Origin of the sequence: Streptomyces sp. NBC_00028 (assembly GCF_045041065.1) — a bacterium.
Classification (GTDB): Bacteria; Actinomycetota; Actinomycetes; order Streptomycetales; family Streptomycetaceae; genus Streptomyces.
This window is the reverse complement of sequence record NZ_CP108293.1, coordinates 9409113-9424444: the sequence shown is the minus strand read 5'-3', so window position 1 is coordinate 9424444 and position 15332 is coordinate 9409113. Positions and strand designations below refer to the sequence as shown.

Here is a 15332-nt window from a genome sequence, read left to right as displayed (position 1 = left end):
TTAGGCTGCGAACATGCCTCGCCCCACCGGCCGCGTGCTGACCCTCCTGGAGCTCCTGCAGTCGGGCGGCACCCGGACCATGGCCGAGCTCGCCGACCGTCTCGGTGTCGAAGGACGCACCGTGCGGCGGTACGTGGAGCAGCTGGTCGACCTGGACGTTCCCGTGGAGTCGGTGCGCGGCCGCTACGGCGGGTACCGGCTGGCTCCCGGGTACCGCCTGCCGCCGCTCATGCTCAGCGACGACGAGGCGCTGGCCGTGCTGCTCGGCCTGGTCACCGGCCGCCGGGCAGGGCTGACGACGACGGAGCGCACGGCGAACGAGACGGCGTCGGCGAAGATCCGGCGCGTGCTCCCCCGGCACCTCGCCCACCGCCTCGACTCCCTCCTGGAGGCCCTCGCCTTCACGGATCAGCCCGGCGAGTCGGCGCACCCGGACGCCGGGCTCCTGCTCACCCTCGCCGATGCCGTGCGCCACCGCAGGCCGGTCTCGATCCGCTACACCGACCGTGGCGGACGGCGCAGTGAACGCACGCTGCACGCGTACGGGATCGTCGCCCACGCGGGCCGTTGGTATGTCACGGGCAAGGACGCCCAGGTCGGCGAGGACCGGACCTTCCGGCTCGACCGCATCGCGGACGCGAGGACCCTGCCCGGCTCGTTCGAGGCGCCCGAGGGTCCGGCTCCGGCAGAACGCGTGATGTCAGGGTTCGCCACGGCCGAGTACCGGCACGAGGTGACCTTGCGGATCCACGGGACGGTCGAACAGATCCGCGCCCGTCTTCCCGCAAGCGTCGCGAGCCTGCACGAGCACGAGCCCGAGGCCGGGCAGGACCCGGCGGCCGAGCGGTGGCTGCGCGTGGAGCTGCGGGCCGAGCGGCTCGACTGGCTGCCTCCGGTACTCGCCGCACTCGACCGGCCGTTCGTCATCGAGCGCCCCGCCGAACTGCGCGACCTCGTCCTCGCACTCGCCGATCGCCTCACGTCGTACGCCCGCCACGCCTGACCGCGGGACCGGCGGATCCTGCGACTTCGCTCGGCACACCGGCCTGCTCCCGAGGTGCACCCGGTTCTCGCCGCACCCCTCGGCGCCGGTCGCCTCAGCCGCTTGCCAGGCGCCGGGTGGTCAGGGCGAAGCGCAGTCTCAGGCGGCCCTCGGTGGTGCGCAGCGGCCGGCCCAGCTGAGGCGTGGATCGGCGGCGCCGTCGCCGCCGGGGCGCCCGCCGACTACGCGGTGATGCTCCGCTGGCCGACCTGGACCATCCGCACGGGCCACGGCCACGCCCAACGACGACATCGAGAAGGTCACCGGACGCAAGGCGACCACCTTCCACGAGTTCGCACGGCGCCATGCCCACGCCTGGACCGCGACGGCGGCGATGTGACCGTGTCCGACGACAACTCCGCCCGGAACCATCAGGACTTCGCGGCCCTGGAGCCGTTCTTCCGGATCATCCAGGAGGGCCTGACCGGCCTGGTCGAGGCGGAGCACTTCTTCGACCTCCTGGCCGAGGACGTCGTGGTCGAGTACGTGGTCTGTGTCCCCGGCTGTCCGAGCCGGGTCGAGGGCCGGCGCGCGGTCGCCGACCTGTACCGCGGCTACCGCGACGCGATGCTCCTGTACGGCGCCGACGAGCTGGCGGTCCATCACGACACCGACAGGTCGACGGTCGTCCTGGCGCGACTACCTCGATCCCGTCGCCGTCTTCCGAGCCCTCGGATGGCCGCCGGAGACCTCCTGAGGGGCGCCCAGACGGCGGCGCTCCCGCTCAGTACGGGTCGGGGAGCCCTTCCAGCGTCGCCGCGACGACCGAGCGGTCCGCGACGTCGAGCAGCGCCTGGCCGATCGGGGAAACCGGCTCGCGGGCGGGCAGGACCAGTCCCATCTGCTCGGTGCGTACCGGGTCCACGAGCGGGACGGCGTGCATGCCGGGCGGGACACCGAAGACGTGCAGCCAGGCGTGCGGGACGACACTCGCCCACTGACCGGCCCTGACCTGCGCGAACATGGAGGCGATCGAGTCGGTCTCCACCCTCGGGGTCACCTGGACACCCACCGAGTCGAAGGCCGCGTCGATGACCTGACGCCCCTGCATCCCGGGGTGCAACAGGCAGAGCGGATAGTGCGCCGCCTCCTCCCACGCGATCTCCGCGGGCCCCGCCTCGGCAGCGGAGCGCTGGATCAGCAGGACGTACCGCTCCTGGTACAGCGGTACGAACGTGAAGCCGTGGTCGGCGACGGTGCTGTGGTAGGTCACGGCGGCGTCGAGTTCGTAGGCCCCCAGCCGGTTGATGATGTCCTCGGACCGCAGATCGGCGAAGACCTGCACTGTGGCGAGGGGGTTGGCGGCGCAGAACGGCTGGGTCAGCAGCGCGACCGCCGTGGCGGCCGTGGGGACGGTGCCGATGCGCAGCCGCCCGCTCAGACCGGCCCGCAGCGCCTGGAGTTCGCCCCGCATCGCGTCCCGGTCGGCGAGGATGCGGCGCGCCCACATGACGACCCGTTCGCCTTCCGGGGTGAACCCCTCGAATCGGCGGCCCCGTTGGACCAGGGGCACGCCGAGTTCGTCCTCCAGTTTCCGGATGCCCTCGGACAGGGTCGGCTGGGAGACATAGCAGGCCTGGGCCGCCTTCGCGAAGTGGCGGGCGCGAGCGAGGGCGACGAGGTATTCGAGTTGGCGCAGCAGCACCCCTCAATGATCCACGCTCGCTCACTCTGTCCCGGGCTCACCGGTGATCGGTGACGCCTTTCACGTGATCGGAACTACCGCTTTGACCTGGCCCTACCTACGGGCGAAGAGTGTGCGGGAGGACAGGTGGGGAAAGGGCGTGGGCGGGATGCGGGATCTCGACGAAGGCGAACCGGACGAGGGCGAACTGTCGGTGTCGGCCCCCAAGACCTGGGCCACCGGCGCCCCCGCCGTCGTGCACGCGCTCCAGTACGCGCTCGGGCAGACCTCGCCGAAGCGGACCGCGCTGACGCTGCTCAACATCAACCAGACCAAGGGTTTCGACTGCCCGGGCTGCGCCTGGCCCGAGCCCGCTCCCGGCAAGCGGCACCGCAACGAGTACTGCGAGAACGGCGCCAAGCACATCGCCGACGAGGCCACCTCCCGCCGGGTGAGCGCCGACTTCTTCCGGCAGCACTCGGTCGACGAGCTGAGCCGGAAGTCCGACTACTGGCTCAACCAGCAAGGCCGTCTGACCGAACCGATGGTGCTGCGCGCCGGCGCGACCCACTACGAGCCGATCGACTGGGACGAGGCCCTGGACCTCCTCGCCCGTGAACTGCGCGCCCTGGACCACCCGGACGAGGCGCTGTTCTACACCTCCGGCCGTCTCGCCAACGAACCCGCCTTCCTGCTCCAGCTGTTCGCCCGGGCCTTCGGCACCAACAACCTGCCGGACTGCTCCAACATGTGCCACGAGTCCAGCGGTTCGGCCCTCGGCGAGACCCTCGGCATCGGCAAGGGCAGCGTCAGCCTCGACGACCTGTACGACTCTGACCTCGTCTTCGTCGTGGGCCAGAACCCGGGCACCAACCACCCGCGCATGCTCTCCGCCCTGGAGGAGACCAAGCGCCGCGGCGGCCACGTCATCGCCGTCAACCCGCTCCCCGAGGCGGGGCTGCTGCGCTTCAAGCACCCGCAGAAGGCCCGCGGCGTCATCGGCCGCGGCACCGACATCGCCGACCAGTTCCTGCAGATACGGCCCGGCGGCGACCTCGCGCTGTTCCAGGCGCTGAACCTGATGCTGGTCGAGGCCGAGGACAAGGAGCCCGGCACCGTCCTGGACCGCGCGTTCATCGACGCGCACACCACCGGTTACGACGCCTTCGCCGAGCACATCCGGGAGACGTCCTGGGACGCCGTGCTGGAGGCCACCGGACTGAGCCGGGACGAGATCGAGCGGGTCCACGAGCGGGTGCTGGCCAGCCGCGGTGTCATCGTCTGCTGGGCGATGGGCCTGACCCAGCACAAGCACGGCGTGCCCACCATCCGCGAGGTCGTCAACTTCCTTCTGCTGCGCGGCAACATCGGCCGCCCGGGCGCGGGGGTGTGCCCGGTGCGCGGGCACTCCAACGTGCAGGGCGACCGCACCATGGGCATCTGGGAGCGCATGCCACAGGCCTTCCTGGACGCCCTGGGGCGCGAGTTCGGCTTCGCGCCGCCCACCCGGCACGGTCTGGACTCCGTGGACTCGATCCGGGCCATGCGCGACGGCCACGCCAAGGTGTTCGTCGGAGTCGCCGGCAACTTCGTCCGGGCCTCGCCCGACAGCGACGTCACCGAGCGCGCGCTGCGCACCTGCCGGCTGACCGCGCACATCTCGACCAAGCTCAACCGCTCCCACGCGGTGTGCGGACGCACCGCCCTCATCCTGCCCACGCTGGGCCGCAGCGATCGGGACATACAGGCGGGCGGCGAGCAGTTCATGACGGTCGAGGACTCCATGAGCGAGGTCCACGCCACCCGCGGCCGCCTCGCCCCCGCCTCCCCGCGCCTGTTGAGCGAGGTGTCCATCATCACCCGCCTCGCCCGTAAGGTGCTGGGCTCGTCGCCGGACATCCCCTGGGCCGACTTCGAGGCCGACTACGACCGCGTCCGCGACCGCATCGCCCGGGTGGTCGACGGCTTCGAGGACTTCAACGAACGGGTCCGCCGCCCGGGCGGCTTCCGCCTGCCCAACCCGGTCAACTCCCGTGTCTTCCGCACCCCCACCGGCAAGGCCGTCTTCAGCGTCAACGACTTCACCCTGCTCCAGGCCCCCAAGGGTCACCTGATCCTCCAGACCCTGCGCTCGCACGACCAGTGGAACACCGTTCCCTACGCCATGGACGACCGCTACCGGGGCATCAAGGGCGGACGGCGCGTGGTCCTCGTCAACCCCGCCGACCTCACCGGCCTCGGCCTCGCCGACGGCAGCCTCGTCGACCTGGTCAGCGTCTGGTCCGACGGCTCGGAACGCCGCGCGGACGCCTTCCGCGTCGTCGGCTATCCCACTCCCCCGGGCTCTGCCGCCGCCTACTACCCCGAGACCAACGTCCTCGTGCCGCTCGACAGCGTCGCCGACATCAGCAACACACCCACGTCGAAGAGCGTCGTCGTCCGCCTGGAGCCCGCTGCCGTTGCAACGCCGGCGTGACGTGGGGCGGACCGCCGGCCCCGTCCGACCCTCACGCTGAAAGCCTGGACCGGGTTCCCGGCGTGTGCCTCCGCGCCTCGACCCGCTGCCAGAAGGCGATCAGGGCACGGGCCGTCGCGGTGGGTTGTTCCACGTTGGGCGAGTGGTCGGCGCCTTCGATGACCGCGCGGTCGGCGGCGAGGCGGGTGGCCATGTCGTCCTGCCAGGGCACCGGCCAGGCATAGTCCGTACTGCCGGAGAGAACCAGCTTGGGGATCGGTACGGCGGCCAGTTCAGCGACCCGGTCCGGTTCCGTGAGGAGGCGGCGGCCCGTCGCGGTGAGCTGCTCGGGAACGGTGTTCAGCCAGCGGCGGTGCAGGAACTCCGCGACGTCGGCGGGCAGTTCGTCCGCCGCCTGCTCCGATCGCGGTGCCTTCTGCATCTCCTGCCACAGGGCCTCCTTTCCCAGCGTCGGCAGCCATTCGACGAGCAGCCGTACGCGCTTCTGCTGCTCGGGCCGGACCGCGGCCGGGCCCGATCCCATCAGGGTGAGAGAGGCCCAGGGGCAGGAGGTCGCGGCGGCGAGTACGGCGCTGCGGGCGGTCAGGGCACCCAGCGAGTGTCCGAGCAGGTGCAGCAAGATGCCCGGTTCCCCAACTCCCGCGCCCTGCGCACCTCCCGTGCCTTCCTCTTCGAGTGCCGCCGTCTGAGCGCGTACGTCGGCGGCCAGTTCGTGCTGCGCGTACGCCTCCTCGTCGGCCGGCCCAGGCGTCTCGTGCTGGCCGCGGCCGTCGACCGCCACCGCGCGGTATCCCGCCTCGCTCAGGGGGCGCAGCAGAGGCAGGAAGTCCTCCTTGCTCCCGATGAAACCGGGCACGAGCAGCACGGTGCCGACGTGCGGGACCCCGGCGGGCGGCGTGCAGTCGAGGGCGGCGAAGCGGCCTCGCTCGGTCTCCAGGAGCCCGGCGCGTGTGCGTGCGGGGAGGGCGAGGCTCGGGGGTCGGCTCATGGGAGCAGGGTAGGCGAGAGGTGATCGCCGTCCGTCCGGTGTTCGACTACCGTGCCGGGGGGCTCAGTTCGTGTCGGATCCGAGTGAGGAAGCTCTCGACCGGGCGCAGGTCCCGGTGTGGCGTGAGGCCCCGGACGAGCCGCAGGACGTAGTCGCGTGCGCGGTGGGAGTCGACCTGCCGAAGGACGTCCACCGAACGGTGCCCGAGGGCCAGGCTCTGCTCCAGGTCTCCCGTCTTGAGGTGGGCGGTGGCGACGACCGCGAGCCGCATGCCCACCGATCGGGTGAAGGCGTTCGGTGCCATCGCCTCCGCCTGCCCGTGCCAGGCGAGACAGGCCCGGAAGTCACCGAGGTCGCGGTGGATCTCCGCGGCGTCGGCAGCGAGCCGGGGGTGGGTGAAGAAGTCGAGCCACTCCGGCGCGTCTCCGGGGCGCGAGGCGTCGAGGAGACGCTCGGCGGCAGCGAGGGCGGTGCCGGCCGCCCGGCTGTCGCTCGCGCGGGCGTGGGCGCGGGCTTCGATGAGCCGGGCGAACGCCAGGACGCGGGAACTCGCGTGGTGCACACCCGTGCCGAGCGCGCCCTGGATCATGTCGAGGGCGGTGGCGGGACGCCGGTAGAGGGCGGCGTGCAGGGCCATGGTGGCCAGGACATACGTGGTCGCGTCGGCGTCGTCCGCCGCGCGCGCCCAGTACAGGGCGCGCTCGAAGTGCCGAGCGGCGGCGGCGTGTCGCCCGGTGTCGAGCGCCGCCCAGCCGGCCAGGCGGGCCAATTCGGCGCAGATCCCGCACAGCTCCTGCTCGCGGCCCGCCGACACCGGCCGACCGAACAGGGGCAGGGCCCACTGGTCGAGCAGATGGACCGCCGCCTGGGCCTGGGCGCTGCCACCGCCGTACCGGGAATCGCCGTGCCGGACGGCCCCGACGGCCCTGCGCAGGGCCGCGACCTCCTCCGGGCGGACCTGGTGGCGCGCGGCCGGTCCTGACGGCCGCCCCGGGAAGCCGTCGTAGCCGGGCAGGGCGGCGGAGAGGGTGCCGCCGCCCGCCGCGGAGAGCACTATTCGGCGATTCGGACGGCTCGGCTGGTGGGGACGGTTCATGGCACGACCTCCGTCGGTCGGCTGTCGGCTGGGGGTTGTTGGGCTGGCGGCTCAGGCGGCCGTAGCGAGCTGCGCGGCCAGATCCCGTACGTCCTTCAGGTAGGCGACCACGACCGGCTCGCGGCGCCAGGGGGCGAGCGACTCGGTGTAGATCTTCAGGTAGTCGAGTCCACGGATGCTCTGGAGTCGGCCGAACAGCCTCAGCGACTCGCCTCCCAGCCTCAGCGAGTGCTCCAACTCGCCCGACTGGGCGTGGGCGGTCGCGAGGACAGAGAGGCGGATGCCACGCGAGCGGGCGTAGGCGTCCCCGGGCATCGAACCCAGCGCGTGCCAGGAGAAGGTGGCCCGGGGATGTCCGAGGTCGCGGAAGATCTCCGTGGCGTCGGTGACGATCCGCTGCCGGGAGAAGAACTCGATCCAGGGACGCTCCCCGGCTCCCTCCGCCGCACCACGCTCCTGGAGCCGCTCGGCCGTGGCGAGACAGGAGGCGGCCGCCCGGGCGTCCCGCTGCCGGGCGTGGGCCCGTGCCTCGATGAGCTTGGCGAACCCCAGGACGCGCGGGTCGGCGGTGGGAACCCGCTCGTACGCGCCCTGGGCCATGTCGATGGCCTGGGAGGTGAAACCGCGCATCAGCGCCTGCATGGCCATGGTGCTGAGCACATACGAACCGAGGTGCACGTCACTGCCGGCCTTGGCCAGCCGCAGCGCCTGGATGAAGTGGCGCTGGGCGACCTGGTGCTGGCCGGCGTCGAAGGCGGTCCAGCCGGCGAGCCTGGCCATCTCGGCGGTCACCGAGAACAGATCGCGTCCGTCCCTCTCGGAGTACCTGCCGTCCAGCAGCGGCGCGACCCGGTCGTACAGATAGGCGGTCAGTGACTGGGACTTCCAGGTCGCGCCCCCGAAGCGGGAGTCCCACAGCCGGGCGGAGTCGGCCGCCTCCCGCAGTTCCTGGATGTGCGACCGGTCGACCGTGATCTTCCCGGACGGGGGTGACAGGGGCTCGGTCGGGTTGACAAGCCACCGCGTCACCGGTTCCGAGAAGGCCGAGACCGCAAAGGGCGAGCTGGCGAGGAAGGTCCGCCGGTTCACTGTGCTCCAATACGACGATGCTTCGCTGATCGCGTCGCGTTGGCCCCTCGGGAACTCCAGACCGGCGTCGCGGTCCAGTTGCCCCGGCCGCTCCATACCGATCTCTCCGAGGCCGACCGGCCTGCCCAGGCCTTCGGACAGCACGGCGCAGATGTGCTGCGGCACGGGCCAGCGCGGCCGCACGCCGCGGCGGCACCAGTTGGCCACGGAGGTGTGCGTGTACTCACTGGTGATTCCGTGCGACAGGCAGATCTGATTGAGACGGTGGGAGAGTCTCTTGTGACTGATACCGGATTCCTCGATCAGGCTTTCCAGCCGTACGTTTCGCTGCGGTCGGGTTCGCCTCTCCGCGGCCACGTCAGTCACGTACGCCCACCTCCTCCGAGGGCCGAACTACGCGTGAACACCAGCATAGGGGCGGACAGTTGGCGTGAGCGTCGGCGGCGATTCATGAGCCCCCTCATGAGCCCTGCCGGGAATTCACGGTGCTCTGATCTCCTGATGAACGACGATCCGGTTCCCGGAATGGAGAGCATCGTGCGAAAGAACGGAAAGAGGACTTCCGTGCACGTCGGGCAGGGACGACGCGCCGGGCATCGACTGGTGCTCACGGCACGCTGGTCCGCCGCGCTGCTGTGGGCGTATGTGCCCCTGGCCAGCGAGCTGCCGTCCCCGATGCCGGCTCCGCTGCTCAACGTCCTGGCCCTGCTCGCCGGGTTGCACGCGCTCCTGCCGCTCGACGGCACGCCCCGCACGAGGAACACCGCGCCGCGGCGCCGCCCTGTCGGCACCGCGCGCCGGGTGCCTGCCGGCACCGCCCCGTGGACCGTCGCGCGCCACCGCGAACGCAAGCGGCCGGGCGGCCCGGGGCACCGCGCCCACACCGCGGCACGCGTGCGCCGCCCCGGCCGCCCGGACCGACTCCGGAGTCGAACGTCGGTCAACGCTTCTCCCGATACGGCACCACGCGGCCTCGTCAGCGGCAGGTGCCCGCGTCGAGGCACTCTGCGGCCTCACCTCCTTTCGCCCGCGCATGTGCGTGGCGGGGCGCCCCGGAGGGTGGCGCCCCGCCACGGTGTGGACGGTGGAGGTCAGTCGGCGGGGGTCAGGGCGACCTCGGCGCTGCCCGTGAGGGACGGGAGGCCCGCCGGGGGCGTGTCGGTGTAGGTGGCGTTGAAGACGGCCTTGAGGTTGTCCGAGCCGGAGTGACCGCCGTCCACGAAGGTCTTGAACGAGCCGGAGCAGCCGTTGCTCGTGGAGAGCGGGTGACCGTGCGTGTCGTGGCCGAGGATGAACGAGACGCTGACCTTGGCGCAGTCCACCGGCTGGTCGTCGGTGACGGTGACCTGCCAGGTGACCGTGTCACCCCAGTGGAACGGCGTGCCGCCGTGCGGGGCGGGGTCGGTGGTGAGGGAGACGACCGGCGCCTTGTTGCCGACCACGACGGGCACCGAGGCGGAGGCCGAGCGGCCGGTGCTGTCGGTGACCTTCAGCGTGGCGTCGTAGACGCCGTTCTTGTCGAAGGTGTGCGTCGGGTTCGCCTCCCTGGAGTCGACGGTGCCGTCGGCGTCGAAGTCCCAGGCGTAGCGCAGGGCGTCACCGTCGGCGTCCTTGGTGCCGCTGCTGGAGAACTGGACGGTCAGCGGACTGGTGCCGTTGACCACGTCCGCGGCGACCTTGGGCTCCGGGGTGCGGTTGCCGCGGACGAAGTCGATGCGGGAGAGCTGGGCCTCGGGCAGTTCCGCGAAGTACCCGGTGCCGTATTCGAGGACGTACAGCGCGCCGTCGGGGCCGAACTCGGCGTCGATCGGGCCGTCCGTGACGATACCGGGGATCGCGTCCTCGATCTTCCGCACCTCGTTGTTCTTGCCGAGGGTGATGGCCTTCATCTGGTCGCGGGTCCACTCGTAGAAGAGCGGCTTGCCGTCGAAGTACTGGGGCCAGCGGTTGGCGGCCTTGTTGTGCTTGTCGTAGCTGTAGACCGGGCCGCCCATGGGGCCGATGCCGCCGGTGCCGAGTTCGGGGAACTCCGGGGTGGCGCCGTAGCCGTAGACGATCTCGGCGTCCTCGACCGGGGGCAGCTCGCTGCGGCCGGTGTTGTGGCGTGAGTCGTTGACCGGCTTGGCGCAGTTGAAGGCGCCGCCGGAGGTCTGGGTGGCGAAGTCGTAGTCCTGGTAGGGCTGGTCCTGGGTCACGCAGAACGGCCAGCCGTAGTTGGCGGGGCGGTCGATGACCATCCAGCGGCCCTGGCCGGCGGGACCGCGGTTGGGGTTGGCGCTGTTGGCGTCGGGCGAGTAGTCGCCGACGTAGACCTCACCGGTCTTCTCGTCCACTCCGAACCGGAACGGGTTACGCAGGCCCATGGCATAGATCTCGGGACGGGTCTTCGCCGTGCCCGGGGCGAACAGGTTGCCGTCGGGTATCGAATAGCCGCCGTTGCGCTTGGCCTTGATGCGCAGGACCTTGCCGCGCAGGTCGTTGGTGTTGCCCGCGGTGCGCCGCGCGTCGTAGGCCGGGTTGCGGTCGGCGCGGTCGTCGAGCGGGGCGTAGCCGTCGGAGGAGAACGGGTTGGAGTCGTCGCCGGTCGACAGGAACAGGTTGCCCTTGCGGTCGAAGTCGATCTTGCCGCCGACGTGGCAGCAGATGCCGCGGTCGGCCGGCACGTCGAGGATCTTCTGCTCGGTGCCGAAGTCGAGCTTGTTGCCCACGAGCTTGAACCGAGACAGGCGGGTCACGCCCTTGTACTTGGCGAAGTCGGCGGCCGTGCCGAACTGCGGTGCGTCGCCTTCGTTGACGCCCGGGGTGGCCGGGTCGTCCATGGGGGTGTCGAGGCGGGGCGAGTAGTAGAGGTAGACCCAGTGGTTCTTGGCGAAGCCCGGGTCGACGGCGATGCCCTGCACGCCCTCCTCGTCGTGCTGGTAGAGCCCGGCGGGGCTCTTCTTCATGTCGGCGGCGAGGAAGTTCACGCCGCTCTTGGGGTCGTGGACGCGGACCTCTCCGGTGCGGGCGGTGTGCAGCACACGCCGGTCGGGCAGCACGGCCAGGGCCATCGGCTCGCCCGGGCGGTCGTTGAGGGTGACCTTCTGGAAGTCCGACGACGTCGGCGGTGCGGGGTCCGACGGGTGGGCCTGGGCCGCGGGGAGAGGCAGCAGCCCGATGGCTCCGGCCAGGGCGGCCGCCCCGAGCAGGGTGACGATGCGTCTGTTACGCACTCAGAACTCCTTTGACCTGAACAGTGGGTGACAGGACGTCAGTTGCAGGCACGCAGGGCCGCGAGGTTGTCGTAGCCGACCTTGGCGAACTCCAGGGACTGGCCGAGGGCGGTCGTGCTCGGCGCGTTGTCCTGCTCGACCATCGGGTTGTGGTAGTTCTTCGCGCCGACCCGGGTGAAGAACTTCCGGTAGTCGATGTCGCCCGTACCGAACGGCACCATGTCGTAGCCCAGGCCGCTCTGGAGGTTGATCACGCCGTCCTTCGCGTGGAAGAGCGGGAAGCGGTTGGTGTTGCGGACCACGAGGGCGGCCGGGTCGAAGACGTCCTCGCGCTGCGAGCCGTCGTGGGCGGTGTACGTGTGGAACTTGTACTGGGCCACGTGTGCCCAGAAGACGTCCAGCTCCAGATAGACGTTCTTGCGGTCCGTGACCTTCAGGAAGTACTCCAGCTTGCGGATGCCGGAGCTGCGGGTGGGCTTGCCCTGGTCGTCGAGCGGGCCACCGTCGAGCAGGAAGTCGTAAGCCGCGTCGTGGTTGTGGGTGTACAGCTTGAGGCCCTCACGGCGGGCGATGCCGCCCAGGGTGTTCCACTTCTCCGCGGCGACGTCCCAGTCGGCCCGGTAGCGGGTGTTGGTGGGGTCGGCGCCGGTCCCCATGTGCTCCATGCCGAGGATGTTGGATATCTCCAGGAAGCGCTTGAAGGTGTCCAGGTCGGACGTGGTCAGCGGCCAGGACGGCGGGATGTAGCCGTGGCTGCCCTGGGCCCGCAGCCCGTACTCGTCGAGCCAGGAGCGCAGGAGCTTCGCGCCCTGGACGGTGCCCAGGTCGGCGCCGCCGGGAGCGTTGGCGTGCTGGCCGTAACCGGCGAACTCCACCTGCCGGTAGCCGAAGCGCGACAGCTGCTTGAACACCTCGCGGAACCCGGAGGGCAGGTCGGAGGCGAGCGGGTCGCGGCCGACCGCGTCACGGACGGTGTAGAGGATGATGCCCCGCTTGTTCGGCGGGACCAGCGCGGAACGGCCCCGGTCGGCGGCGGCCTCGGTTCTGTCCTGCGCCAGCGCGGGGGCGGCGCCGAAGACCGGAGCGGCGATCGCCGCGGCGGAGACGGCCGTGCAGGTGCTGAGGAAACGGCGGCGGCTGACGCCGAGGGTGCAGCGCAGGTCGTCGCCGGTGACGGCTTCGTCGTTGAACGCGGTCACAGTGGTTCTCTCTTTCGTTGTAGCGAGTGCTGCGGAAGCCTGGCGGCCGCCGGTCTCAGGAGAGGCCGGCGAGCCGCAGGAGCAGGGATTTCACTTCGGTGGCCGCGACGCGGCCGGACACTGCGCGGGGGGTGGAGACCAGGACGAGCGGACCGTCGTCGTCGCTCGTGGGGCGGCGGCCGTGGCTGCCGCGAAGGGGTGCGGGATCAAGGGGTACGACCGCCATGCGGTAGCGCATGCCGAGCTTCTTGCGGGCCACCGCCTTGGCCGCCTTGAGGCGGACGTAGGGGTCCTCGGGGTCCATGAACAGCTCGACGGGGTCGTAGCCGGGCTTGCGGTGGATCTCGACGAGCCGGGCGAAGTCGGGGGCCCGGTCGTCGTCGAGCCAGTAGTAGTACGTGAACCAGGCGTCCGGCGCGGCGACCGCGATCAGTTCGCCGGAGCGCGGGTGATCGAGCCCGTTGGCCTTCTTGCCCTCGTCGTCGAGGATCTCGTCGATGCCCGGCAGGTCCGCCAGCACTTCGCGGGTGGCCGCCAGATCCTCGGGGCGCCGGACGTACACGTGGGCGATCTGGTGGTCGGCGACCGCGAAGGCGCGGGAGGCCATCGGGTCGAGGTACTCCATGCCGTCCTGCGTGTGCACTTCGAGGAGGCCGGCGCGGCGCAGGGCGCGGTTGATGTCGACCGGGCGGCTGACGCGGGTGATGCCGTACTCGGACAGGGCCACGACCGTGCGGCCCTCGGCGCGGGCGTCGTCGAGCAACGGGCCGATGACGGCGTCGAGTTCGGCGGCGGCCCGGTGCGAGCGCGGGTCGTCGGGGCCGAACCGCTGGAGGTCGTAGTCGAGATGAGGGAGGTAGCAGAGGGTCAGGTCGGGATGGCGGGTGCGCATGATGTGGCGGGTGGCGTCGGCGATCCACTGGCTGGAGACGATGTCCGCGCCCGGTCCCCAGAAGTGGAAGAGGGGGAAGGTGCCGAGTTCTTCGGTGAGTTCGTCGTGCAGGGACGGTGGGCGCGTGTAGCAGTCGGGTTCCTTGCGGCCGTCGGCGTAGTAGACCGGCCGTGGGGTGACGGTGAAGTCGGTGTCTGCGCCCATGGCGTACCACCAGCAGATGTTGGCGACCGTGTAGCCGGGGTGGGCGCGGCGGGCGGCGTCCCAGAGTTTGTCGCCGGCGACGAGTCCGTTGTGCTGCCGCCACAGCAGTACGTCGCCGAGTTCGCGGAAGTACCAGCCGTTGCCGACGATGCCGTGCTCGGCGGGCAGCGTGCCGGTCAGGAAAGTCGACTGGGCGCTACAGGTCACGGCCGGGAGCACGGTGGACAGGTGGGCCTGCGAGCCGGAGACCGCCAGCGCCTTGAGACGGGGCATGTCGTCCAGGAGACGGGGGGTGAGGCCGACCACGTCGAGGACCAGGAGCGGTGTCGGGCGGCTGCTCATGGGAGTTCCTTCAGGCCGAGGTCGGTCAACAGGTCGCGGGCGAGGGTGAGTTCGGCGGCGATGCCGTCGACGAGCTGGGCTCGGGTGCGGGGGCGCAGCTCGGGCGGCAGCGCCTGCCAGGTGTAGGTCTCCACTTCGAGGTGCCGGGTGCGTGGCTGCACGCCTCCCACCAGCAGGGCCAGGGCCTCCTGGAGCACCGGCAGGGTGGAGGTCAGCGGTGCGGCGGGCGGGGCGTGCAGGGGGACGTGGAAGTGGGCGCGCCAGGGTGCGGCGTCGGGCAGGGCATCGGTGGCCAGTGCCTCGCCGAGGTCGTCGGTACCGCGCAGACCACCGGGCGTGAGGGTGCGGGTCTGGTGCAGGAAGCGGGGTTCGTCGAAGGCGGCGAGGGCGGCGCGGACTTCGGGCCTGCCGGGTTCCTCGGCGTGCAGGGCGGCCGACAGCTGCGCCTTGGGGATGCCGACGCCGGCCGTGTCGAGCGCGGTCAGGGCGGTGGCCGGGTCCTCGAAGGAGGTGGCGAGATGGCACGTGTCCACGCAGACGCCGATGCGGTCGCCGGGCAGCGCCGTGAGCGGCCCGATCGCGTCCGCGGTGGTCTCCACCGTGCACCCTGGCTCCGGTTCGAGCGCGACACGGATCGATTTACCGGTCAGCTCCTCCAGTGCGTCGAGCTGGCCCGACAGTGTGGTCAGCGCCGCGCCGGCGGTGGCGGCGGCGTGCCCGTCGAAGCCGGTGCGCCAGGCGAGCGGAAGGGTGGAGATGGTCCCTTCGGTGACGTCGTCGGGCAGCAGCGCGGTCAGCAGCCGGGCCAGGTCGGTGGTGTGTGCGAGGCGTTCGGGGTCGGCCCAGTCGGGTTCGTAGACGCGGTACTTGACCTCTTCGGCGCCGAACCCGTCGTAGGGGAAGCCGTTGAGTGTCACCACTTCGAGCCCGCGCCGGTCGAGTTCGGCGCGCAGGCTCCGCAGTGCCACCGGGTCGGCGATCAGTGTGTGTGCGGCGCCCTTGGCCAGCCACAGGCCGATGCCGAGGCGGTCGCGGCCCAGGGATCTGCGCACGGGCTCGCAGTGGTCGCGGAGTTGGGCGAGGACGCCGTCGAGGGTCTCGGCGGGGTGGACGTTGGTGCAGTAGGCGAGGTGGACGGTGGAGCCGTCGGGGTGGCGGAAGCGCATGG

11 protein-coding genes are annotated in these 15332 nt (G+C 71.3%); 2 read left to right on the top strand and 9 right to left on the bottom strand.

Features of this window, described 5'->3' with window-relative positions:
- Positions 1-13: 13 nt before the first annotated feature.
- Positions 14-1003, top strand: coding sequence for a helix-turn-helix transcriptional regulator (locus OG885_RS42715; RefSeq protein WP_405742022.1), 990 nt, complete (start codon positions 14-16; stop codon positions 1001-1003).
- Positions 1004-1141: 138 nt separating this feature from the next.
- Here the strand turns inward: OG885_RS42715 and OG885_RS42710 are convergent, their stop codons facing one another.
- Both OG885_RS42710 and OG885_RS42705 read right to left on the bottom strand, forming a co-directional pair.
- Entirely contained in the window at positions 1142-1645 is a 504-nt protein-coding gene (locus tag OG885_RS42710) for a hypothetical protein (protein ID WP_405742020.1), read from the bottom strand.
- 121 nt (positions 1646-1766) lie between these two features.
- On the bottom strand, positions 1767-2687 hold the full coding sequence (locus tag OG885_RS42705) for a LysR family transcriptional regulator (RefSeq protein ID WP_405742019.1): 921 nt from the start codon (positions 2685-2687) through the stop codon (positions 1767-1769).
- A gap of 148 nt (positions 2688-2835) precedes the next feature.
- Here OG885_RS42705 and OG885_RS42700 point away from each other — a divergent pair, with 148 nt between their 5' ends.
- Complete coding sequence (locus OG885_RS42700) at positions 2836-5142, top strand: FdhF/YdeP family oxidoreductase (protein ID WP_405742017.1); 2307 nt, start codon at positions 2836-2838, stop codon at positions 5140-5142.
- 31 nt (positions 5143-5173) lie between these two features.
- Here OG885_RS42700 and OG885_RS42695 read toward each other — a convergent pair whose 3' ends face one another.
- From OG885_RS42695 to eboE, 7 genes are all read right to left on the bottom strand, one after another.
- Positions 5174-6130: an alpha/beta fold hydrolase gene (locus OG885_RS42695; protein ID WP_405742015.1), complete on the bottom strand. Its 957-nt coding sequence runs from the start codon at positions 6128-6130 to the stop codon at positions 5174-5176.
- Positions 6131-6176: 46 nt separating this feature from the next.
- The gene (locus OG885_RS42690) at positions 6177-7226 is read right to left on the bottom strand and encodes a sporulation protein (protein ID WP_405742013.1); all 1050 of its coding nucleotides are present in this window, start codon (positions 7224-7226) and stop codon (positions 6177-6179) included.
- A gap of 51 nt (positions 7227-7277) precedes the next feature.
- Complete coding sequence (locus tag OG885_RS42685) at positions 7278-8522, bottom strand: sporulation protein (protein WP_405742011.1); 1245 nt, start codon at positions 8520-8522, stop codon at positions 7278-7280.
- Positions 8523-9406: 884 nt separating this feature from the next.
- The gene (locus tag OG885_RS42680) at positions 9407-11527 is read right to left on the bottom strand and encodes a PQQ-dependent sugar dehydrogenase (protein WP_405742009.1); all 2121 of its coding nucleotides are present in this window, start codon (positions 11525-11527) and stop codon (positions 9407-9409) included.
- Between the two features lie 38 nt (positions 11528-11565).
- Positions 11566-12726: a sugar phosphate isomerase/epimerase family protein gene (locus OG885_RS42675; protein WP_405742008.1), complete on the bottom strand. Its 1161-nt coding sequence runs from the start codon at positions 12724-12726 to the stop codon at positions 11566-11568.
- Positions 12727-12781: 55 nt separating this feature from the next.
- Positions 12782-14164, bottom strand: coding sequence for a nucleotide pyrophosphatase/phosphodiesterase family protein (locus OG885_RS42670; protein ID WP_405742006.1), 1383 nt, complete (start codon positions 14162-14164; stop codon positions 12782-12784).
- Positions 14161-15330 (bottom strand): metabolite traffic protein EboE, encoded by a 1170-nt coding sequence (gene eboE, locus OG885_RS42665; protein ID WP_405742004.1) that lies wholly within the window; start codon positions 15328-15330, stop codon positions 14161-14163. Before eboE ends, OG885_RS42670 begins: the two co-directional genes overlap by 4 nt.
- Positions 15331-15332: the final 2 nt, after the last annotated feature.